Origin of the sequence: Collinsella aerofaciens (assembly GCF_028207065.1) — a bacterium.
Taxonomy (GTDB): domain Bacteria; phylum Actinomycetota; class Coriobacteriia; order Coriobacteriales; family Coriobacteriaceae; genus Collinsella; species Collinsella aerofaciens_AR.
Window position 1 is genome coordinate 20,328 of the sequence record NZ_JAQLFP010000014.1, and the last position, 21,524, is coordinate 41,851.

The window sequence follows — 21,524 nt, forward strand, 5'->3', positions numbered from 1 at the left end:
GCGTCGGATGCGGCGAAACATCCGGCGCGCGTGAATCTACTTGTAACTAGTAGGCGCGATCGTTGAGCGTGCTCCAGAGCTTTTTGGACTCAGCCATGGTCCACGCGTTGATCTTGTCCTCATCGATACCGACAAACTCGCGATCCTTGTACAGGACGCGGCCATTGATGATGGTGGTACGGCAGTTTTTACCCATCATGCCAAAGAGCATGTGGCCGTCGATGTTCTCCTCGCTCAGCGGCGTAAAGGGCTTGTAGTCCATAACGATGACGTCGGCGGCAGCGCCGGCCTCGAGCACGCCGAGCTTGCGATCGAAGTACTTGCTCGCCATCTTGGCGTTGTTCTCAAAGAGCATCGTCATGGCCTCGCACCAGCCCACGTTGGGCATGGCGGCGTTGTGGCGCTGAATGATCAGGAAGACCTTGAGGCTCTCGAGCATATCGTGGGTGTAGGCGTCGGTGCCCATGCACACGGGGATGCCGCGGCGGAAGAACTCGAGCACGGGGGCGCAGCCCACGGCGTTGCCCATATTGGATTCGGGGTTGTTGACGAGCCAGGTGCCAGACTCCTTGACGATATCCATCTCGGCAGGCGTCACGTGGATGCAGTGGCCGAGCATGGTGTCGGGACCCAGAAGGTTATGCTGCAGCAAGCGCTCGACGGGGCTGATGCCGCCGCGGTTGAGGCGGGAGTCCCACACGTCATTCATGCCCTCGCACACATGGATGTGGAAGCCGGTCAGGCCGTTGTTGGCCTCGGCCATCTTGTCCATGGTCTCGTCCGAAAGCGTAAAGGTGGCGTGACCGCCAAACATGGCGGCGATCATGTGGTTGTCGTTATCGCGACGCTCCTTGGCGGCCCACTGGGCAAATTCGGCGTTCTCGGCAATGGCCTGGTCGCATTTTTCCTGACCGCGGCGGTCGGAGACCTCGTAGCACAGGCACGAACGCATGCCCAGCTCCTGCGCGGCATCCTTAATGGCAAAGAGGCTGCCCGGAATCTCGCAGAAGCTCGCGTGGTGATCGAAGATCGTGGTGACGCCATCGCGGATGGAGTCCAGAATCGTGGCATAGGCGCTGGCCTTGGTGCCGTCGAGCGTCAGGTTGTCGTCGATCTTCCACCACTGCTGCTCAAGATTCTCCAGGAAGTTGGTGGGGTTGCAGCCCTTAATGGCAAGGCCGCGAGCCAGACCCGAGTAGATGTGGGTGTGGCAGTTAATGAGTCCGGGCATGATGAGGTTGCCCTGGGCGTCGACGTACTCGGCATCCGGGTACTTGGCCTTGAGCTCGCACTCGGGGCCCACTTCGACGATCGTATCTCCGTCAATGGCGACCGCACCGTTGGGAATGAACGGGGTCTGAGCGTTGCGGGTAAAAACGGAACCGTTAGCGACCAGAAGCATGAATGCTCCCTTCAACATCAGAGGCGGGGTTTGACACCTCTGACATGGCGGAGTGCGAAGCGCCGGCCTACACCGGAAACGGGCCCTCTCCCGTCAACGCTTCACCAAAGGGACAAACCCTTTGAAGTGCGGCTTGACGCCGCATGACGTCGGCGGACGAGGCGATGCGTCCGCCGACGAATAGCACCGAATTGGTTACTTCTTGCTCTCGGGCAAGACCAGATCCACGGCAGCGTCCTTGGCAGCATCGATGTGCTGAGCCACGACCGGCGTCTGCGGAAGAATCAGGTTAAGGACGATGGCCATGATGGCGGTGGGGGTTACGGCATTGGAGCCGATGACGGTGGACACCCAGGCGGGCATACCCTCGCCGGCAAGGCAACCGCTGGCCATCCAGATACCCAGGCCAAAGACGACGGAGGTACCGACGATGGTGGTAGTGCGCTGCGTGAGGCCCTCGCGGGTGAACATGCGCACGCCGTTCATGGTAATGGTGCCAAAGACGCCGACGGTCGCGCCGCCGATGACGGGCTGCGGGATAGCGGAAAGGACGGCAGAGAGCTGCGGGAACAGACCGGCGATGGCAAAGACGGCCGCGATGATCACAAAGACCCACTTGTTGACGACCTTGTTGGAGCAGATGATGCCCACGTTCTGGCCAAGGGCGCTGGTGGGAAGACCGCCCAGCAGGCCGCCGACCATAGAGGTGAGGCCCTGGGACACGATAGCGCCGGAGAGCTCGCGCTCGGTGGGCATACGGTCGATGGAGCCCAGGCAGGCGGCGGAGACGTCGCCGATAACCTGGATGGCAACCATGGGGAACACGACGGCGAGGGTAATGCAGACCTCGGGATCAAACTCGAGCGCATAGGGCATGAGCTTGGGAAGGGCGAAGACCTGAGCGGTGGCGACGCTTGAGAAGTCGATCATGCCAAAGGGGATGGAGACGATCATGCCAACGATCATGCCAAAGAACACGGATCCCAGCTTGAGCGTGCCCTTGCCAAAGTTGGCGAGCGCAAAGACCACGGCGAAGGTGATAAGAGCGACGCACCAGGCCTGCGGGGTGCCCCACAGTGGCGTACCCATACCGCCGGCCATATACTTGACGGCCGTGGGATACAGCGAAACGCCGATGGAGAAGATGACCGTACCGGTCACGACGGGTGGGAACAGCCACTTAATCTTGCTGTAGGCCAGACCAAAGAGGACCGCGACGGCACCGCCGACAATCTCGCCGCCCAACAGCGCGCCAAAGCTAAAGCCCGAGGCGCCCATGGCCTGCAGGGCCGGGAGGAACGCGAACGAAACGCCCATGACGATGGGCAGGCCGCCGCCGATGCGACGGAAGGGGGCAAAGGCCTGAAGGGCCGTGTCGATCGCCGAAAGAATGAGCGCGACCTGGATGATGTCGGTGCTCTGCTGGCTATTAAAGCCGTAGACGCCGGCCATGATGACAGCCGGGGTGATGATGCCGGCAAACGATGCCAGTACGTGCTGAAGGGCACACGGGATCATTTCCTTAACGGGAGGCATGCCTTCACGAGTGAACAGGGCTTCAGTGCCGTTCGTAACCGTCTCCTGGGTCATTTGACCACCAATCCTCGAAATAGTTGTTTTCGCATCTAACGCCCTATTGTGACGCAGTGCGGGGTTGAGGTTGTGCCTTCGTTGCATATCGTATTAAAGATGATTCTCATTCTCAATAATAATTTTTTGTTATCAGACTATTCTTCAGCTGAGATAATGCATTTCCGCAGGTCAGGAAAGTGTCTGGTCAAAATAGCATCTAACTTTTCTTTTGGTCAACCGTTTACCGCCAAAATCATACCGTTCGTCTGCATTACGTCATGTACCTGCGGATATACGAGATGATGAGCAGCGTGTTACCATGAGAAAAAATTGTTATGAAACTTCCGCTTTCACCCAAAGGAGTTGCCCGTGAACGAGACCGTACGTCGCTTTTTGCCGATGGTCGATTTCCTGGAGCAGATACTCGGCAAAAACAGCGAGATCGTGCTGCACGATTTCTCGGATCCCGACCACGCCATCGTCGATATTCGCAACGGCATCGTGAGCGGCCGTAAGGTCGGCGGTCCCGCCACCGATCTGGCGCTCAAGATCATGCACGACCCAAAGTATCGCGACCTGCCGTTTATTACGGGCTATGAGGGGCGCGGTGCCGGTGGCAAGACGTTGGAGTCAGCGACGTACTTTATCCGCGAGGATAAAGAGATCGTCGGCATGCTCTGCGTCAACACCGATCTCTCGACCGTGCGCTCCATCAACGCCATGGCACAGCAGCTCATGGCCTGCTTCGACGCGGCGCCGACGCGCACGGAGCCCGCCCCTATCGAGGTCGAAAGCCTTTCGGAGTCCACACAGGAGCTCATCGACCGCAGCATTGCCGAGTTGCTGAGCGCGCGCGGGCTGGATGTAGCGTCGCTTGGCCAGAGCGACCGCGTGGACGTCATTCGCCACCTCAACGGCAACGGCGTGTTTATGCTCAAGGGCGCCGTGGCCTGCGCCGCCACCGCGCTGGGCATCTCGGAGCCCAGCGTCTACCGCTACCTGCAAAAAGTTCGCAAGGAGGGCTAAACGTGATCCCTTGGGGACGAAGGGAAACGGATCATTTTTGTCGCATCGCTTGACAAAAGACCCTGCAGCTCGCACGCGCTGCAGGGTCTTTTTGCATGTCATGTTTAGTTGTTACCAACACCTTAGAGAGCGGCGACAACCTCGATCTCGACCAGACCGCCAGCCGGAAGAGCGGCAACCTGGAAAGCGCTGCGCGCGGGGAACGGGGCCTCGAACTTGGAGGCGTAGATCTCGTTTACGGCAGCGAAGTCGGCAATGTCAGCCAGGTAGACTGTGGTCTTGACGACATCGGCAAAGGTGGCGCCGGCAGCGGTCAGCAGGGCCTCGACATTAGCAAGGGACTGCTTAGCCTGGGCCTCGACACCCTCGGGCAGCTTGCCGGTCGCGGGATCGATGCCCAGCTGGCCGGACAGAAACACCATGTTGCCAGTCTGGATACCGGGGGAATACGGGCCGATGGCTGCGGGTGCGTTATCGGAAGACACGACGGTCTTGCTCATGTTTTTCTCCTTACAAGTAAAAGGGAACGGGAGCGCGGCGTTCACACCGGGAGGCACAGTTCGGTCTGAACACCGCGCTTGATTGGGATAGTACTCAAGGTTTCCGCGCGATGCAAGATTATTATCACGTTGCGAGAATATTTTATCGCCCAACGGTTTCCCCGGACCGCTGAACGGTTCTCATGTGAAGCAGCCAGTCCAAGCTGCTGAAGACTTTATCCCGCTTAGAGCACGGGCATCGCCTGCCGCGACGGCACCACTATACTTTTGAGTATCTGAGCATTTTGAAAGGCAGGATATGACCGCAACCGCCAGTCGAACCACCAACCGCAGACCCGAACTCTTGGCCCCCGCCGGAGGCCCGGAGCCCTTTGCCGCCGCGCTCGCCGCCGGGGCAGACGCCATCTACTGCGGCATGGGCAGCTTCAACGCACGCCGCAAGGCCACCAACTTTACCGACGAGGCCTTTGAGCAGGCCTGCCGCGCCGCGCATCTGGCCGGCTCGCGCGTCTACGTCACGGTCAACATCGTCATCAAGGAATCCGAGATGAGCGATGCGCTGCAGCTCATCCATCGCTGCTCCACGCTGGGCGCCGACGCCTTCATCATCCAGGACTGGGGCCTGTTCTTTGAGGTCAAGCGCACGATGCCCGGCATCGAGACGCATATCTCGACCCAGGCGAACATCCACGACGACCGCGGAACCCTTTGGTGCCGCGAGCAGGGCGCCGACCGCGTGACCCTCTCGCGCGAGCTTTCCATCGACGAGATTGCCGCCATTCACGATGCCGCGCCCGATGTGGACCTTGAGGTCTTTAGCCATGGCGCCATCTGCTTTTGCTACTCTGGCCTGTGTCTGCTTTCGAGCTTTGCCATGGCGGGACGATCGGCCAACCGTGGCATGTGCGCCCAGCCCTGCCGCTTGCCCTACGAGCTGATCGACGAGAACGGTCGCTCGCTCTCCCCTGCCGGTCGCGAGCGCGCGCTGTGCCCGCGTGACACCAACACTTCACAACTTGTTCGCCGCCTGTATGACGCCGGCGCCGCGTCGCTCAAGCTCGAGGGCCGCATGAAGGCGCCCGATTACGTGTATTCCATCGTCGACGTGTATCGTCATCAGATTGATGACATGCTGGCCGGAACCACCGTTGCCAAGGACGAGAAAGACGCCCGCCAGCGCCAGCTCAAGCGCTGCTTTAACCGCGACTTTACGCACGCCTATCAGGACGGCACCTCGGGCGACGAGATGATGAGCTATGAGCGTTCCAACAACCGCGGCCAGATCGTGGGCACGGTGCTGGGCAGCCGCCCGGCCAACCGCGATGTGCGCGGCCTCAAGCCCGACGACCGCCGTCGCCGCGCCGCCATCGCCCGTATTGAGCTGTTTGAGCCCGTGGGCAAGGGCGACCTGCTGGAGCTTCGCCACGATAACGAGTTTGACCAGTTCCTGACCACCATTGCCGCCGATGATGCCGCAGCCGGTGAAGTCATCGAATGTCGCGTACCCCGCAGCATGCCCGAGGGCTGCCGCGTCCGCGTGATTCGCAGTCAGCGTGCCATCGACGCCGCCGGCGCCGCGCTCAAGCGCGATGTGCTGCGCCGCCGAGCTGTTGATGTGTCCGTCGTGGCGCGTCTGGGCGAGCCGTTTACCGTTACGCTCACCTGCTGCGACGACCCTTCGCTTACGGCCACGGCCACGGGCTTTACCGTCGAAGCCGCCAAGACCCGTGCGGTCGAGGCGTCCGATCTGGTTGAGCACGTCGGCCGCATGGGTTCCTCTCCCTTTGAGGCTGCGAGCTTTGAGGTGGCGCTCGATGAGGGCTGTGGCATGGGTTTCTCCGCCGTACATAAGGTGCGCGCCGCCGCTTGCAAGGCGCTGGAAGAGGCCATTCTGGCGCCGTACGCGGAGCGCGCGAAAACGCTCGAGCTGCCGGCGATTGTCACCAGTGATTCCCGCCCCGCGCCCGAGCACTACCGCGACGAGCCGCAGATCTGCGCCACCGTCACCTCGCTCGAGGCCGCCGAGGCAGCGCGGGCGGAGGGTGCAACGCGCATCTACATGACCACCGACGCGCTCGATGCGGCCAAGCTCTCCCCCGCCGATACGTTTGAGCAGGGCATCGTACCCGTGCTCGATGAGGTCTGCCGCGCCGTTGACCACGTCCGCGTTGACCCATGGGTTGTTGCCGGCGCCACGGTCGCTATTGGCAACATCTCTGAGCTTGCCCTGGCCGCCCAGGTTGGCGCCACGGCCGAGATTCGCTCTTGCCTGCCGGTGCACAACACGCCCTGCATGGAGGCGCTTGCCGAGCGCGGAGCCGGTGCGTTTTGGCTCTCGCCCGAGATCACGCTCGACGAGATTATCTCGCTCGGCACCGCCGCGCCCGCGGCTCTGGGCATCACCGTCTTTGGCCGCCCGCGCGTCATGACAAGCGAGCATTGCATTCTGCAGGTTGCCAACGGCTGCATCCACGATTGTGCCAACTGCCGCCTGCGTGCCCGCAAGCTCTCGCTCAAGAATATCGACGGCAAGGTCATGCCGGTGCGTACCGACATCCACGGCCGCTCACGCCTGTACGACGCCTACCCCATCGACCTCACGCCGCAAGTTCCGCAGCTGCTCGATGCCGGCGTGCGCCGTCTTATGGTCGACGGAACCTTGCTCGAGGCCGATGAGATTGGCCGTGCCGTCGCTCGCGTCCGTCGCGCTGTCGAGGCGGCTCAAGCCGGCCGCAAGCCGGCCGCCCGCCTGCGCGGCGCCACCTCGGGCTGCATGTTTGTGGGAATTAGCTAACCGAAAGGCTTACACGTGAACGAAGAACCTCAAGTCCTCTACTGCGACGCCTGGCTCATGGCCATCGACAAGCCCGCCGGCATGATCGTCCACGGTGACGGCACCGGCGAGCGCACACTTACCGACTACGCCAGCGACCTGCTGCTGGCGATGGGCGACGGCTTTGCCGCGACCGACATGCAGCCGCTCAATCGCCTGGACCGTGACACCACCGGCGTGGTGCTGTTCTCACTCGACAAGCAGACGCAGCCCGCCTTTGACCAGATGATCATCGACCACGCGTTCGAAAAGCACTACCTGGCGCTCGCCGAGGGCAAGATCGACTGGAACGAAAAGCTCATCGACAAGCCCATCGCCCGCGACCGTCACGACAGCCGAAAGATGCGCGTCGGCGCCAGCGGCAAGCCGTCTCAAACGCGCGTGAAGGTGCTCAAGCGTCTTAAGAGCCGTCGTGGCCTGCCCACGCGCTCGTATATCGATGTCGAGCTGCTCACCGGTCGCAAGCATCAGATCCGCGTGCACCTGGCAAGCGAGCGCCATCCCCTGGTTGGCGACGAGCTCTACGGCACGCCGCGTCCCTGCGGCCTGATGCTCCACGCCCACAGCGTATCCTTCACGCATCCCGTAACCGGCGAGCACATCCACATCGAAGCCCCCTGCCCCTGGGAGCCCTAAATCCTGCCAAAAAGGGACAGGTTTATTTTGACAGGTTTTATCTGGTCAAACGTCATGCCGCCACGATGACTCAGCCGCGGTCCCAAAACGTCTCGATCTGTAACAGTTAGAGCCCATTTTCCGGTCTACCTGTTACAGATCGAGACATTCGAATCCCCCTCAAGTGAAAATCTCAATCTGTAACAGTAGCTCGGCATAATCAGCCTCAGATGTTATAGATTTAGACAAACCACCAGCGTCGCCCCAAGCAATCTCAATCTGTAACATCTAGCCTGCTTTTAACGGTCTGGTTGTTACAGATTTAGACAAACCGGCAGACAACGAAAGCGGCAACGCCCGTAATGGACGTTGCCGCTTTTCTATTGAGAGAACTAAATGATTTTGGCCTTGCCCCGTCGCTAGACCGTGATGACGTTGTCCATTGCCCGGTACTTTGCGGGCACCTCGCCCGCGGTAATAATTGTTGCGTCGCGGAAGTCCGCGAACTTGACGGGCGCCACCATGCCAAATTTGCTGGCGTCCGAGATTACGAAGCGTTTGGCCGTATGGCGCATCGAGATACGCTTGACCTGCGCTTCCTCGATATCGGGAGTCGTAAAACCCTGCTCGGCGGCAATGCCGTTGGAGCCCCAAAAGCCGCAGTTGAAGTTGTAGCGTTCTAGAGTTGCCAAGGCATCGGGGCCAACGAGCGCCTCGGTCTCGGGTTTGAGCTCGCCGCCCAGCACCACGGTACGCATGCCGCGCAAAGCGAGATGCTGAGCATGGAGCACGGAATCAGTCACATAGGTAACCCCTTCGAGATGCGGAAGATGCTCGATGAGCTTGAGGGTCGTGGAACCCGAATCGATATACACGAAACTATCGGGCTCCACAAGCGCCGCCGCACGGGCGCAGATGCGCTCCTTGTCGTCGTTATGGAGATCACTGCGCTCACTGATCGTTAAGTCGCGCGTCACGTGCGCGCGCTCAAGGCTTGTCGCGCCACCGTGCACCTTGGCGATGCGGTGCGCTCGGTCAAGCGTCTGCAGGTCGCGTCGAATGGTAGAAGCCGTCACACCCAGGGCATCGGCAAGCTCTGGCACCGTTACTGAACCAGCCTGCTGCACCATCGAGACGATCGCATTGAGCCTATCTTCCGCGAGCATCGCTTACTCCTCCTCGGGGTAGACGACTCCCCAATCGGCACGGAGCTTAGTCATCAGCTCCATAACATCAGAAGCATAATCCAGAAGCTCACGCTTGGAATCATCGCCGGCGACGGCCTTCTCGAGGTCAGCCATCTCGTAGCACAGCGCGTAGGCCTCGGTGCCGGCGTGGACCTCCTCACGGTGACCGTCTGCAGTCCACACGATGATCGCATGGTCGGCACGCGGATACTCGTTGACCTCGATATAGCACTTGTCAAAGCTGATGACCGAGCGCTTGGGCTGCTTCGAGTGGAGCGTAAGGCTCACGACGCCCAGCTGCTGCTCGGCGTTTCGGCAGACAATGCCGCCCGCGACGTCAACGCCAGTCTCACAGGTGTTGCCCAGAGACACGACCTCAGCGGGCTGGCTTGCCATAAAGAGGCGCATGACGGACAGGGCATACACGCCAATGTCGAGCATGGCGCCGCCGGCAAGGCTGCGGTTGTAGAAGCGGTTGGTCAGGTCGCCGTACTCCTTATAGCTGCCAAAGTTGAGCTGGGCGAGGTTCATGTGGCCAAAGTCGCCCGCATCCATGCGACGGCGCAGCTCCTGATACAGCGGCATGTGGAGCACCGTGGTGGCATCCATAAGGACCACGTTGTGCTCGTCGGCGATGGCGCGGGCCTCGTCGAGCTCGGCAGAGTTGAGGGTAATGGCCTTCTCGCAGAGCACGTGCTTGCCGGCGGCCAGCGCGGCACGCAGATAGGTGATATGCGTGTTGTGCGGCGTGGTGATATAGACAGCGTCGATGTCCGGATCGGCGTAGAGGTCTTCGACTGTGTCATAGACCTTCTCGATGCCATACTGCTCGGCAAAAGTCTGAGCCTTGGACAGCGTGCGGTTGGCGACGCCCGCGAGCTTGCGGCCGGCAAGAGCGAGGGACTGGGCCATCTGGTTGGCGATAACGCCGCACCCGATCACGGCCCAGCGGAGCTCGGGAGCCGTAAAGATGTCGTTAGGGAACGGCTTGTCCTGGACCGAAGCGAATGCTGCTTTGGCGGCTGCCGCGGCGTCGAGTGGAGCCTGCTTGGAATCTGCCATATGTGCCTCCTGGGTCATGGAGCGTCTAACATTTCTGCCGTCTCTATATTCGCACAAATTAGCGCGTATGTGCGTACTTTTGCGTATATAACCGCCAAATGGTCATAATACAGCAGCAGACGGCGCTTATACACGCATAGCCACGCAATCCTACGCACACAAATACGCACAAATGCGCACTAATCATTACTCAGAGACGGGGAATTCTGCTTAGAACTCGAAAGACAGGATGATCCGCTTCGCCTCGTCGCTCATGACGCGCTGCAGCTCTAAGGACCGTCCCAAACTGCCGACAGAAAAGGAACGTCCCAAACTGCAGACAGAAAAAGAACGTCCCCAGGCGCCGGCATTTCAAGAGCACTCATTTAAGTCTGTCCCCAATGAGTGCAATCACTCATGTAAGTCTGTCCCCAATGAGTGGGAGTAATCAGAGACCCTTTGCGAGGGAGGCCGGACGTGGCCTTCCTCGTTTTTATTCATGGACTTTAGTCCGTGCCGCGCGGCACGCGCGGCATAGAAAGCCACCCGCTCAGCGGGTGGAGGCCAATTTCCGCTACGCGACAAAAACCTTCCCCCTAGCATGAGGATTGTTCAGGTCATCATACTAGGGGGAAGGTGATTGCTGTGGCCCAGAAAGCCAACAGCCTCGCGCACACGAAATGGCTGTGCAAGTACCGCATCGCACCGAGGTCAAGCTCATCGCCGCCATCGTCGAGAAGCACCCCAAGGTGCGCTTTGCCGCGAGCCGCACCTCGGCCCACGCCGACCTCTACGACCGTATGGAGCAGGCCCTGTGCGAGCGCGTGGCCAACGCGGTGGAGGTCGTCCGCTCCGACATCAGCCCCGCGCTTCTTGTCCACACCGGTCCAAACCTCGTGGGTGTGGCGGTCCAGGGACTCTAGCGGAGGCGGGGCGTCCTGCCCCAAAAACAAATGCAAAAGACGAGCACTTCTTGCCGCTCAATTGGCAAGAAGCGCTCGTCTTTTCTTAACGCGTTGTATGGCGGAGAGAGCGCAAGTTACGCGAGCGCCCTTCTTGCCAGCTCGGCCGCGCCGAGGATTCCTTGGTCGCCGCCGCAGCCCGGGGCGCAGATGTAGCTCTCCATGTCCTTAAGCTCGGCGGTCTGGATGTAGCCACCCAGATATTCGAGGGTCTTCTTGCGGACGATGCCGTAGAGCTGCTCCTGGCGCATCACGCCGCCGCCGAGGACGATGCGGCGAGGCGAGTACATGAGCACGAGGTTCGCGCACATCTGCCCCAGATAATCCCCCTCGAGCGCCCACACCTCATCGTTGTCCGCGAGCTCGGCCGCGGGCTTTCCCCAGCGCGCGGCGATGGCGGGGCCGGAGGCGAGCCCCTCGAGACAGCTCGCGTGGCTCGGGCAGACGCAGCGTCCCTCCTCGGTGGGACGGGTCCTTACCAGCATGTGACCGGCCTCGGGGTGCAGCATGCCGTGAAGGAGTCTGCCCGCGCACATGACGCCCGCGCCCACGCCGGTGCCGATGGTCACGTAGACGGCGTCCTCGAGCCCCTTGCAGCAGCCGAAGACCACTTCGCCGAGGCAGGCAACGTTAACGTCCGTGTCGTAGGCCACCGGAATCCCGAGGGCGTCGGCGAACGCGGCGCGAAGACCATGGCCTCGCCACGCGAGCTTGGGCGTCTGGAGGATGGAGCCGTAGCGCTCGTCGTTGGGGTCGACGCAGGTCGGGCCGAAGGCGCCGATGCCCAACGCGTCCACATCGCGGGCGGTGAACCACTCGATCATCTGCGGGACGGTCTCGGCGGGCGTAAGCGTCGGGGTCTCCATACGGTCGAGGACCTCGCCGTCGCCGGACACCACGGCACAGACCATCTTGGTCCCGCCGGCTTCGAGGGCGCCGAGCCTCATTTGCTTTTCGCTCATGTGATCCTCCTTACAAAGGGACGCCCGCAGTCATGGTCAACCGCGGGCGCCCATAACGTTGGCTTGTTTCGAGGCGACCCTACCTGGGCACGCGGTCCTGCCTCGCGGCAAACGGGGCGAGCACGGCGTGCGGCTCGCTTTGGTACCAGTAGGCGACGGTGGAGATGTCGTCCTCGCGCTCGTAGAGCTTGATGTCGTCGTTGCCGAGGTCCTGGAACGTCACGCGCAGGTCCTCCTTGAACGAGATCGGGTCGGGAAGGTGCCACCTGTAGAGGCCGTGCCTGGGCAGCGCGTCGTCGTTAGTCGCGAGCATCGGATTCGGGTTCGGCTTGCCCGCGCTGAAGCGGTCGCGCGTGGCGTCGCGCGTCGAGCGGTACGGGTAGCCGGCGAACAGCGTGTTGAAGCACTGCGCCTCGGGCAGCGCGTGGGGCGGCCTGTCGAGGAAGGCCCAGGCACCGCCGAAGTAGTCCTCGGCTCCCGTCGAGGTGACCGTGGGGAACTCCTCGTCGCCGTCGAGGAAGAACTTCATCTCGCCCTCGCCCCACCAATAGCGCTCCAGGGCGCACAGGGCCATGTAGGTGCCGACGTAGTAGCCCTTGCCGCGCACGCCGTCGAGCACGGTGTAGTCGACGCCCCTGCGGGTGCTGCGCTCGCGGTTAAAGCGGGCGTGGAAGTACATGGCGTCGTCCGGCACGTCGGTGAGCGCGTAGTTGAACGTGTAGAAGATGTACTTAATGAACCCGGGGTGCTCGCTCGTAAGCGTGACCTTGGCGTGCTTCCTGAAGGGCATCTCGAAGTAGCAGTTCATGCCGCCCGTCGGGTTCACGCAGATGGGCATCGAGTTGACGATGGCGCGCTCACCGAAGCCGTTGCAGAAGAAGTCGCCGACAGGGCACTCGACCGAGGGGGTCTCCTCGTCGTCCCAGTAGAAGCGCAGCACGAGGTCACGCATGACGAAGCTGCCGGCGGCGGTCTTGTCGGGGACGGTCATCCAGATGTGGCGGATGATGCCGGGGCCCTCGATGTCCGCGAGCGTGATGGTCTCGCCGGACTCAAGGGGCACGCAGCACGAGCCCTTGCGGCCGACGCCGAGGTGGCTGGCCGACATGGCGGCGCGGCCCTTCTCGCCCGTGATGTTCTCGGGGGTGATGGCGCGGCTTTCCTCACCGCCGTGCATCCACACGTCCTTAAGGAACTCTCTCATCGTCGACCTCCTCTATTCGTCGTCGTCGCACTCGGCGGAACTGGCACCGTTCACGTAGATGATCTGCTGGCGCGCCTCGTTGACGAGGGCGTCGAAGTCGAGTTTCTCGTCGGGGCGCGCGAGCGCGACCGTCATGGCGAGCGGAAGGTTGACACCCGCGATCACGTGGATCCGGTCGGAGGCGAAGCGGGAAAAGCGCTGGTTCACGCTGCCGCCGTACGCGTCGGTGAGGACGACGACCTCGTCAGTGCCCGAAAGAGCCGCCTCGACCGCCGCGTCGAGCCCCTCGCCGTTGTCGTTCACGTAGGCGCACACGGCGTTGACGGCGTCGCCCTTACCCGTAAGGAACTCGAGGGTGTCCTTGAAGCCCTGGGCGAGAAGGGAATGGCTCGCCACAACTATCTTTCTCATTGATTCACCAATCTCTTGGGTCGAAGCTAGGCGAGGATGCCGGCGGCGGAGGCGACCATCGCGAGGACGATCACCACGAGGATGAGGGCCGTCATGCTCGCGTTCTTCTTGGTAAGAAGGTAATACGCGCTTCCCGTGATGGCGGCGGGGATCATGGCAGGCAGGATCTTGTCGAGCAGCGGCTGAATCTCCATCGCGACGTCGCCGAAGCTGAAGCTAATCGGGCAGGTGACGCCGATGACCGAGGCGATGAGGCAGCCGACCACGGTGAGGCCGAGCACGGAGGCGGCGGCAGTGAGGTTGGGAAGCTTCTCGCTGAAGTCGGTGACGAGCTTCACGCCCTGCTTGTAGCCGAACTCGAGGGCGTGCATGCGGACCCAGAAGATGGCCAGGATGAGCGCGAACCAGATGCCGGCTCCCACGGGGTTGCCCTCGATGGCCATGTAGGCGGCGATGGAGCCCATGATGGTCGGGATCATGGTCATGAGCAGGGAGTCGCCGACGCCGGCGAGCGGTCCCATGGTGCCGATCTTCAGGTCTTGGACGGCGTCCGCCGCCGCTAGGCCGTCGCGCTCCTCCATGGCCACGCAGGCGCCAAGAATGATGGCGGCGAGCCAAGGCTGGGTGTTGTAGTAGCGGAAGTGGTTGTTGAGCGCTTGCTTATAGTCCTCGTCGTTCGTGTAGATCTTCCTCAGGACCGGCGAGAGGGCGTAGGCGACTGAGGCGCCCTGCTGGGTCTGGTAGTTGAAGGTGCACACGCTCATGAGCCAGCGCCAGTTCGCGTTGCGCAGGTCCTTCTTGGTGACCTTGTAGCCGGAGGGCTTGCCCTCGGCGACGGCGGTGATGTTCTCGTTTTCCATGGTTACTCATCCTCTCCGATGAAGGCGTCTGCGGAAGCGTGGGCGGCGAGCTCGGTGTCCCTCTCGGCACGCTGGTAGAACGCAATCGCGAGGGCAACGCCGACGATGGCGGCGCCGATGATGGGCACGTTCAGGAAGGCCGAGAGGAAGAAGCCGGCGAGCAGGTACTGGAAGTACTTGGCGGTTGGCATGTAGCGGAGCAGCATGGCGATACCGACGGCCGGGAGCATCTTGCCGGCGAGGGTGAGGCCGGAGAGGAACCACTGGGGCATGACCTCGAGGAGCCAGTTGACGGCGGGCTGGCCGAGCGTCACGGAGACAAAGACGGGCAGGGCGGCGCACAGGCCGAAGAGCGCGGGGCAGACCCACAGGATGGCGTTCATCTGATTGAACTTACCCTCGTTGCAGAACTTCTGGGACTTCTCGACGACAAAGCCGTTGAGGATCTTGGCGACGACGTCGAGCTGGATGCCGAGCATGCCGACCGGCAGGCCGATGGCGAGGCCCGTGTCGGAGCCCAGGGTCACGCCGTAGGCGGTGGCGATGATGGCCATCGTGCCGTAGTCGGGAATGGAGGAGCCGCCGAAGCCCGCGACGCCGAGCTGCATGAGCTGAATGGTGCCGCCGATGACAAGGCCGGTCTTCCAGTCGCCCATGACGACTCCGGTGATGAGGCCCCAGAAAACGGCGTAATTGACGAAGATCATCGGGATGCCGTAGTAGTCCACGTGCTTGATGAAGGCCAGCAGGGTCAAAAGGACGACCTGCAGGATAGTGAAGTTGACCATATTTCCCCCTTAGATGAGGTCTGCGACGGAGACGGGCTTGTCGGCGGGCACGAACTGGGCCGTCACCTTGACGCCACGGGCGATGAGCGCCTTGTAGCTCTGGACGTTCTCGGCGGAGGCGTAGGCGCGCTGGGTGAGCTGGATGCCGTCCTCCTTGACGAGCGAGCCGCCGACGACCAGCGACGGGAGCTCGACGCCCGACTCGACCAGGCGAAGCATCGTCTCGGGCTCCTTGGCGATGACGAAGACCTTCTCGCGGTCGTACTTGCCCGCGGCGAAGTTCTTGAGCGCGGTCTGCTCGGAGATGATCGAAACGGCCATGCCCGCGGGGCGCGCCATCCTCATGGTGGACTTCAGGACCTCGTCGCCGGCGACCTTGTCGTCGATGACCATGACTCGGGTCGCGCCCGACACCGGGGCCCACTGCGTCACGATGATGCCGTGAAGCAGGCGATTGTCGATTCGTGCCATAACAACACTCATGTTTGCTCCTATCAAATGAAGTTTTGCGTTCGGTACTGCCTCGGCGCTATCCGGATTCGCGCCGGGCAAGGGGTTATCGGATTATTGAGGACGCGCGGTCAGCTTGCGGCGGCGCGGGGAAGGTCACTCGTCGAGCAGGAGGTCCGAGGAGCCGAGGCGCTCTTCTCGCGCCGGGGCGGCGCTCACGCTTATGTAGTCGAAGACATATGCGATCTCGCTTACGGGAACCTCTACGCGATAGCGCGTCGAGATGCTCGAGAAGCTCTGCCTGAAGGACTCGATGAAATCGGCGCGTTCCTCCTCGAAGCGGTCCTGGCCAACGTAGGTCTCAATGGGGTTTCTGGTAACAAGGCGCTCGACGAGACAGCAGAGGTGAACGTAGAGCCCAATGATGGCGTTGCTGCCGATCTTCTCGCCTGTCCTGCGCTGAAGCTCGTGCACGGCGCTCTCGATCTCATGGAATAGCCGCTCCGGGTCGAGGATGGTGATGGAGCGGATGACGTTCTGCAGCGTCATGTTCGAGAGCAGCTTCTCGTGGAAAGAAGAGAGCTCGGAAGCGTCAAGCCACCTGCCGAACACGGCATCAACCTTAGAGGCGGACGCCGTCGACATGATGTCCTCGAGGGCGACGAAGGGGACGGAGGCGACCCCGGGGTCTCCCGTGCCGATGACGGCGCAGACGCGGTGCTCGGAGAAAACGGCGTCGTTCGACCCGTTCGCGACGAGCTGCTTGAAGGGCCTCGTGAGCAGGCGCGCGCCTATGGTGCGCGGGAGGCTCTGCGAGACGAGCTGGCGTATCCTCTCCGCGGCGTCGACCCCGGACTCGGAGCAGAAGACGATGGCGTCCTCACGGTTGACGCGCTCGATCACCTTGCAGTGCGTCACGCACGCGGCGGTCGCATCGCCAAGAACCTCGGCGATGGACTTGCCGCCGAGCAGCCCGACCCCGATCTCGAGCGCAAGACCGGTAGAGACGTTGTTCACCACGCCGATAGTGGAGTCGGTAACGTTCTCGAGGGCCTTATAGGCCTCCTCCAAGGAGCCCATGTCGACGAGGAACACGACCCCGGTGCAGTAGGAATGGCGGTCGACGAGGCGCTGGAGCGGACCGACGATGTCCTTCAGCTGCTGGTCGTAGGGCATGTCGACAGCCTCGTACACATGCATGCCGAGCATACGGTTCGCCGCGTCGGCGATGCTCGTCGCCGTTGAGTAGCCGTGGGACAAGATGACGCAGAGCGTCCGAAGGGCCTTCGCATCGCGAGACTCCGATGCGACGCACAGCGTCAGAAGCGTCTTCGTGAAGTGATCGAGCGAGATTCCCAGCGCCCCTTCCACGTCTGCGGCGACCTGATCGGAGACACTCGAGGCAAACGGCAATTCGGAGGTCACGGCACCGAGGAGATGGGAGATTTGCTCCGCACAGGCAGACTTTCGCTTAGCCAGGCCGATACCCGGCCACAACTGCAGGCAAATCTCCTGGGCCAGTAGAAAAGCGACCTTCCTCGAAAGCTCGATGCCATAAGAAGAGCCTGCGTCGGCAAGGACCGCGCCCACGACGCGCTCGAAGGCGCGCGACCTCGAGGAGGCGACGCCGTGGTCGAAGATCAAGTGATCCTCAACGCCGCGCACAGCGGAGACAGCTTGCGAGACAAGCTCGGAGACAGAGAGCTCCCCGGCGCAGAATCGCTCATCGAGGGAGCACAGGGCATCGAGCGCCTGCTCGACCGGCCCTGTGCTCTCGGCGGCATCCAGAGACGCGTCGATCAGAACGCCATCGTCGGGCTGTTGATCGATCTGCGCGGAGGAGAGGAGCCCGCTGGGAAGAAGATACGGGCGAACGACGACGTAGTCGCCCTCGCGATTGAGGAACGCTTTGGCACAGCAGTTCGTCACGCAGGCGCGCAAGCCGGCGATGTTATCGGAAAAGTCCGCGTTCACGAGGCAACGGTATGCGCCGCGGCTGATCTTCACATCAGAACCGATTCGGCACCCCTCGCTGCGCAGGAAGCTCAAGATGAGATCCTCGCGCTCCTCGGGGGTCCGCTCCTTGAGTGAGGGGACGCGGGCACAGATGGGCATTTTGCTGTAGGCCGAGGAAACCTTCAGGTCATCGGCGGAAAGCGTCGTCGAAAGAACGAGGCGAGCGCGCGGCGCATCCTGGGAGGCATCGAGCCCGAGGGCCGTCGCAAGGCAGTGCTCCATCGCAGAGGGAGAGAGTGCCTCGATGCCGTTGACAAAGACCACACCCCCGCGCGCTTTCGCGATCGACTCGTCAAGAAGCCCGTTGAACGAGGCGGCGTCCGGGACCCCGGCGCAGTCGATGCGCACATAGGAGGAGTCGCGGGACAGCAAGCCCTGGTTCTTGCCGTACTCGTACACAAGGCGAGAAAGGAAAGACTTACCGACATCCACGCCGCCGCTCAAGAGGATGGGCAGGCCAAACGGAGGGTACTGAACCGCAGCCTTGCACTGCTCGACAACGGAGCTGAGGCTCATGTCGAAGCCCACGGCACGCGCGAAGTCGCGGTGATCGGCGATTCCCGTCGCCTGGATGAGGTCGGCGAGCGAGGCGTACTCGCTTGCAGAGAGCTTTACCTGAAAACGCTTCTGGAACGCGCGGCAATGAAAATAACGGACAGGCCTGCCCGCCACCTTAACCACAAGACCGGCGCGAACAAGGTCGTTGAGGTACTGGCTCGCCAGGCTCCTGGAGATGATGAGCGTCTCGGCGATGTCGGAGGTGGACAGACGGGCAAGGTCGTCGAGCGAGACGGCAGAGGTGAGGGCCTCGAGATGCTCGAGAATCCTGTCCCTCATGTCGACGGGTTTCTTTGCCAAGCTGTCCTGTGTGGTCTTGTCCATGACTTCTTACCTCCTCGTACAAGGAGTATAAGGGGAGAACAGAGAACGGAAGGGGGCGCGTGGGGGAATCAACAGCTCCGAGGAAAAGTCCACCACTTGAGGGGCAGAAAACAACGGCCATTGAACATTCAGGGCCGACGCTCAACACTTCGGCTCGACACTTCGCTTTGGAAAGGGCCCCGGCGCGCAGGGCCTAAAGCTTAACCATGCGCGCGGCGATGCGGGCGCAGTCGCAGGCGGCCTTCTTCTCGAAGGTGTTGTAGTCGACGACCCGGCCCTCGGCGCAGGGCTTGTCGCTGATGGCGCGCACGACGACGAGGGGCACGCCGTTGAGATAAGCGGCCTGCGCGATGGTGCAGCCCTCCATCTCGCAGCACAGGTCGCCGAAGGTCGCGAGGATTCGCTCCTTCTGTTCCGCGGGCGAGACGAACTGGTCGCCGGAGACGACGCGGCCCTTGAGGACCTTAATGTCGGGGGGCGACGGCGGCCGCGGCGGCGCACGCCGCCAGCAAGGGCCGGAACGGATCGCGCAAGATCAAGGCGTCGCCCGGGAGGTCGGGCGTTACCGTCAGCCGGCGCCGCGTCTGCCGCATCATGAGGGAGAACGGCCTGGCCGGCGCATACGGCAGGAAGAGGTTCAAGGTGCACCCCGGGGCGGTCAACGAGGCCGACGTGTCGAACGTCGTCGCGCGCGGCTTCGGCGGCAGGGCGCCGTGCACCCATATATGCAGCGACTTGGCCTGCGTGCGCGTCGGGGCGTCGTGGAACTACGTCTGCCTGCTCGTCGACCTCTGCAACGGGGAGATCGTCGGCCACTCCGAAGGACCGAGGAGGGACGCGCGAGCTCCGAGCCAAGCTCTTGGATTACGTGCACTGGTACAACAACTTCAGGATCCACTCGACGCTGGGCTACATGTCGCCGGTCGAGTTCAGGGAGGCGGGGCCGTCCCTCCCGGAATCGTCCAAATAAGTGTTGCCAATCCATAGCCAATCCAGCCATCATCTTCGCGAAGGCGGACGTCAGGAAAAGCTCGGCTTGAGCTCGGTCGGACGCGGTCTGTGGGGCATCATTCAGGCTCAGGGGGTCTCCTTGTCTTCTTCGGTCGCAACCTGAATGATAGGGACGGCCCCTTCTCTCTTTCCCCTTCGTTTTCGACGCGTCACCCTCTCGGCGGGCTTAAGGCTCGCACTCGCGGGTGCAGGGGCTACGCCCAAACCCCAAAAACGTAACGCCGTGCTCGAAGCGTTTCCGGACGTCAGCGTAATCTCAAATCCCGTTCGTCAACTCATGGGCAAGCCACCTGAGACTACTCATTTCTCCTACTGGCAATGAAGACCTGCGACCTGCAGTTTTGCAAACTGCTTGAAAGCCACCTGCGTTGATTCACTTCCTATTGCAGCTGGCGGCTTGCACGCGAAAAGGCATTTAAGTTTCAAAACGGGCGTTTTCGGCGCTATCGAGCCTCCAAAGGCATCCCGCCGCGCCCTTTGGGACAAAAACAAAAACTCAAAGCCCTGAGTTCGAAAATAGTTTTTGGAGTTGTCCCGACTTTTGTCCCCGAAGCCGACGAAACGCGACAGGGTGTCACCTGGCGGCACTCGATTCGAGACGGCACCGAAAACTGGATGCAACCGGAATGACGGGACGGCAGAACCGAAGCCATCGAGTGGGGATAGAAAAAGGCCCGGGTGCCGTGGGGCATCCGGGCCTTTGCTAGCAACTTGATGTTGCGGGCAGCTTAGAACTTGTGGCCGCACTTCTTGCAGACGCGCAGCTTGTTCTTGCCGTCCTTCTCGTGACCAACGCGGGTAACCTTACCGCACTCGGGGCAAACGAGATTGACGTTGGAGGCGTCGATGGGAGCCTCCTGCGAAACGATGCCGCCCTGCTGGTTGGCAGCGTTGGGCTTGACGGCCTTCTTGACGACCGAAACGCCCTCGACAACGACCTTGTTCTCGGCGGGGAGAGCACGCAGGACAACGCCCTGCTTGCCGCGATCCTTACCAGAGAGAACCTGGACCTTATCGCCCTTCTTGATATACATATATCTCCCCTAACTACAGGGTCTCGGGAGCGAGCGAGACGATCTTCATGTACTTCTTGTCACGAAGCTCGCGAGCGACGGGCCCGAAGATACGGGTGCCGACGGGCGAACCATCGTTGTTGATGACAACGCAGGCGTTCTCATCAAAGCGAATGTAGGAGCCATCCTTGCGGCGGATCTCCTTAACGGTGCGAACGACGACGCAACGGACAACGTCCTTCTTCTTGACGTTGGCGCCAGGGGTAGCCTCCTGGACAGCACCGATGAACACATCGCCGATGCCTGCATAACGACGCTTGGAACCGCCAAGCACCTTGATGCAGCGAATCTTGCGAGCGCCGGAGTTGTCGGCGACGTTCAGCATGGTTTGCATCTGAATCATGGTAGATGTTCCTCCGAACTAAGAACCGAAGAGAGGTGCGCAGCCTTTATACGGCCCGTGGTATGCAAGCCAGGCATACGCACATCTTCGGAAACGTACAAGTCGTAAGAGCGACTGCTTATTTAGCGCGCTCGACGACCTCGATGAGGCGCCAACGCTTCATCTTGGACATAGGACGGGTCTCCATAACGCGGACGGTGTCGCCCACGCCAGCCGTGCACTCCTCGTCGTGAGCGTGCAGCTTCTTGGAGCTGGTCATCATCTTGCCGTACTTGGGGTGACGCTTGCGCTCGGTGATGGTGACAACAATGGTCTTGGCACCGGAGACGGAGGTAACGACACCCGTACGGACCTTACGCGAGTTACGCGAATCAGTCATGTTCTCT

21 protein-coding genes are annotated in these 21,524 nt (G+C 61.8%); 5 read left to right on the forward strand and 16 right to left on the reverse strand.

Annotated features, from left to right (window positions below; genetic code table 11):
* Window positions 1-46: 46 nt before the first annotated feature.
* Both ssnA and PMX72_RS05425 read right to left on the reverse strand, forming a co-directional pair.
* Window positions 47-1,402 carry a putative aminohydrolase SsnA gene (gene ssnA / locus PMX72_RS05420; protein ID WP_117564164.1) on the reverse strand — a complete coding sequence of 452 codons (1,356 nt, stop codon included), beginning with the start codon at window positions 1,400-1,402 and terminating at the stop codon, window positions 47-49.
* Between the two features lie 195 nt (window positions 1,403-1,597).
* Window positions 1,598-2,992: a uracil-xanthine permease family protein gene (locus PMX72_RS05425; RefSeq protein WP_055285183.1), complete on the reverse strand. Its 1,395-nt coding sequence runs from the start codon at window positions 2,990-2,992 to the stop codon at window positions 1,598-1,600.
* A 351-nt stretch (window positions 2,993-3,343) separates the two neighbouring features.
* On the opposite strand from PMX72_RS05425, the gene PMX72_RS05430 reads away from it, so the two are divergent.
* Window positions 3,344-4,000 carry a helix-turn-helix transcriptional regulator gene (locus PMX72_RS05430; protein ID WP_233502309.1) on the forward strand — a complete coding sequence of 219 codons (657 nt, stop codon included), beginning with the start codon at window positions 3,344-3,346 and terminating at the stop codon, window positions 3,998-4,000.
* A 122-nt stretch (window positions 4,001-4,122) separates the two neighbouring features.
* On the opposite strand, the gene PMX72_RS05435 is transcribed toward PMX72_RS05430, so the two are convergent.
* Window positions 4,123-4,500 carry a RidA family protein gene (locus tag PMX72_RS05435; protein ID WP_089572469.1) on the reverse strand — a complete coding sequence of 126 codons (378 nt, stop codon included), beginning with the start codon at window positions 4,498-4,500 and terminating at the stop codon, window positions 4,123-4,125.
* Window positions 4,501-4,798: 298 nt separating this feature from the next.
* On the opposite strand from PMX72_RS05435, the gene PMX72_RS05440 reads away from it, so the two are divergent.
* Both PMX72_RS05440 and PMX72_RS05445 read left to right on the forward strand, forming a co-directional pair.
* Window positions 4,799-7,294: a U32 family peptidase gene (locus PMX72_RS05440; protein ID WP_117564163.1), complete on the forward strand. Its 2,496-nt coding sequence runs from the start codon at window positions 4,799-4,801 to the stop codon at window positions 7,292-7,294.
* Window positions 7,295-7,309: 15 nt separating this feature from the next.
* Window positions 7,310-7,969: an RluA family pseudouridine synthase gene (locus PMX72_RS05445; protein ID WP_233503210.1), complete on the forward strand. Its 660-nt coding sequence runs from the start codon at window positions 7,310-7,312 to the stop codon at window positions 7,967-7,969.
* Window positions 7,970-8,367: 398 nt separating this feature from the next.
* Here PMX72_RS05445 and PMX72_RS05450 read toward each other — a convergent pair whose 3' ends face one another.
* On the reverse strand, window positions 8,368-9,114 hold the full coding sequence (locus PMX72_RS05450; RefSeq protein WP_118094693.1) for a DeoR/GlpR family DNA-binding transcription regulator: 747 nt from the start codon (window positions 9,112-9,114) through the stop codon (window positions 8,368-8,370).
* Between the two features lie 3 nt (window positions 9,115-9,117).
* On the reverse strand, window positions 9,118-10,197 hold the full coding sequence (locus tag PMX72_RS05455; protein ID WP_118094692.1) for a Gfo/Idh/MocA family protein: 1,080 nt from the start codon (window positions 10,195-10,197) through the stop codon (window positions 9,118-9,120).
* 665 nt (window positions 10,198-10,862) lie between these two features.
* Here PMX72_RS05455 and PMX72_RS05460 point away from each other — a divergent pair.
* Complete coding sequence (locus tag PMX72_RS05460; protein ID WP_117765044.1) at window positions 10,863-11,099, forward strand: hypothetical protein; 237 nt, start codon at window positions 10,863-10,865, stop codon at window positions 11,097-11,099.
* Between the two features lie 116 nt (window positions 11,100-11,215).
* Here the strand turns inward: PMX72_RS05460 and PMX72_RS05465 are convergent, their stop codons facing one another.
* From PMX72_RS05465 to PMX72_RS05500, 8 genes are all read right to left on the reverse strand, one after another.
* Window positions 11,216-12,100, reverse strand: a complete 885-nt coding sequence (locus PMX72_RS05465) for an ROK family protein (RefSeq protein WP_271729393.1) — start codon at window positions 12,098-12,100, stop codon at window positions 11,216-11,218.
* A gap of 79 nt (window positions 12,101-12,179) precedes the next feature.
* Window positions 12,180-13,304 (reverse strand): glycoside hydrolase family 172 protein, encoded by a 1,125-nt coding sequence (locus PMX72_RS05470; RefSeq protein ID WP_172676343.1) that lies wholly within the window; start codon window positions 13,302-13,304, stop codon window positions 12,180-12,182.
* A 12-nt stretch (window positions 13,305-13,316) separates the two neighbouring features.
* Entirely contained in the window at window positions 13,317-13,715 is a 399-nt protein-coding gene (locus PMX72_RS05475) for a PTS sugar transporter subunit IIA (RefSeq protein WP_089572475.1), read from the reverse strand.
* Between the two features lie 26 nt (window positions 13,716-13,741).
* Complete coding sequence (locus PMX72_RS05480) at window positions 13,742-14,575, reverse strand: PTS system mannose/fructose/sorbose family transporter subunit IID (protein WP_089572476.1); 834 nt, start codon at window positions 14,573-14,575, stop codon at window positions 13,742-13,744.
* 2 nt (window positions 14,576-14,577) lie between these two features.
* On the reverse strand, window positions 14,578-15,363 hold the full coding sequence (locus tag PMX72_RS05485) for a PTS mannose/fructose/sorbose/N-acetylgalactosamine transporter subunit IIC (protein WP_089572477.1): 786 nt from the start codon (window positions 15,361-15,363) through the stop codon (window positions 14,578-14,580).
* 9 nt (window positions 15,364-15,372) lie between these two features.
* Window positions 15,373-15,846: a PTS sugar transporter subunit IIB gene (locus tag PMX72_RS05490; protein WP_089572478.1), complete on the reverse strand. Its 474-nt coding sequence runs from the start codon at window positions 15,844-15,846 to the stop codon at window positions 15,373-15,375.
* A gap of 123 nt (window positions 15,847-15,969) precedes the next feature.
* Window positions 15,970-18,711 (reverse strand): PRD domain-containing protein, encoded by a 2,742-nt coding sequence (locus PMX72_RS05495; RefSeq protein ID WP_271729394.1) that lies wholly within the window; start codon window positions 18,709-18,711, stop codon window positions 15,970-15,972.
* Window positions 18,712-18,904: 193 nt separating this feature from the next.
* Window positions 18,905-19,237 carry a 5'-methylthioadenosine/S-adenosylhomocysteine nucleosidase gene (locus tag PMX72_RS05500; RefSeq protein WP_334203748.1) on the reverse strand — a complete coding sequence of 111 codons (333 nt, stop codon included), beginning with the start codon at window positions 19,235-19,237 and terminating at the stop codon, window positions 18,905-18,907.
* 342 nt (window positions 19,238-19,579) lie between these two features.
* Here PMX72_RS05500 and PMX72_RS05505 point away from each other — a divergent pair, with 342 nt between their 5' ends.
* Window positions 19,580-19,681, forward strand: coding sequence for an IS3 family transposase (locus PMX72_RS05505; RefSeq protein ID WP_231501554.1), 102 nt, complete (start codon window positions 19,580-19,582; stop codon window positions 19,679-19,681).
* A 769-nt stretch (window positions 19,682-20,450) separates the two neighbouring features.
* Here PMX72_RS05505 and rplX read toward each other — a convergent pair.
* The 3 genes from rplX to rpsQ form a co-directional block, all read right to left on the reverse strand.
* Window positions 20,451-20,756: a 50S ribosomal protein L24 gene (gene rplX / locus PMX72_RS05510; protein ID WP_006235043.1), complete on the reverse strand. Its 306-nt coding sequence runs from the start codon at window positions 20,754-20,756 to the stop codon at window positions 20,451-20,453.
* A 13-nt stretch (window positions 20,757-20,769) separates the two neighbouring features.
* On the reverse strand, window positions 20,770-21,138 hold the full coding sequence (gene rplN, locus PMX72_RS05515; RefSeq protein ID WP_006235041.1) for a 50S ribosomal protein L14: 369 nt from the start codon (window positions 21,136-21,138) through the stop codon (window positions 20,770-20,772).
* Window positions 21,139-21,256: 118 nt separating this feature from the next.
* A complete protein-coding gene (rpsQ, locus tag PMX72_RS05520; RefSeq protein WP_006235040.1) occupies window positions 21,257-21,517 on the reverse strand; it encodes a 30S ribosomal protein S17 in 261 nt (86 codons plus the stop codon).
* Window positions 21,518-21,524 lie beyond the last annotated feature (7 nt).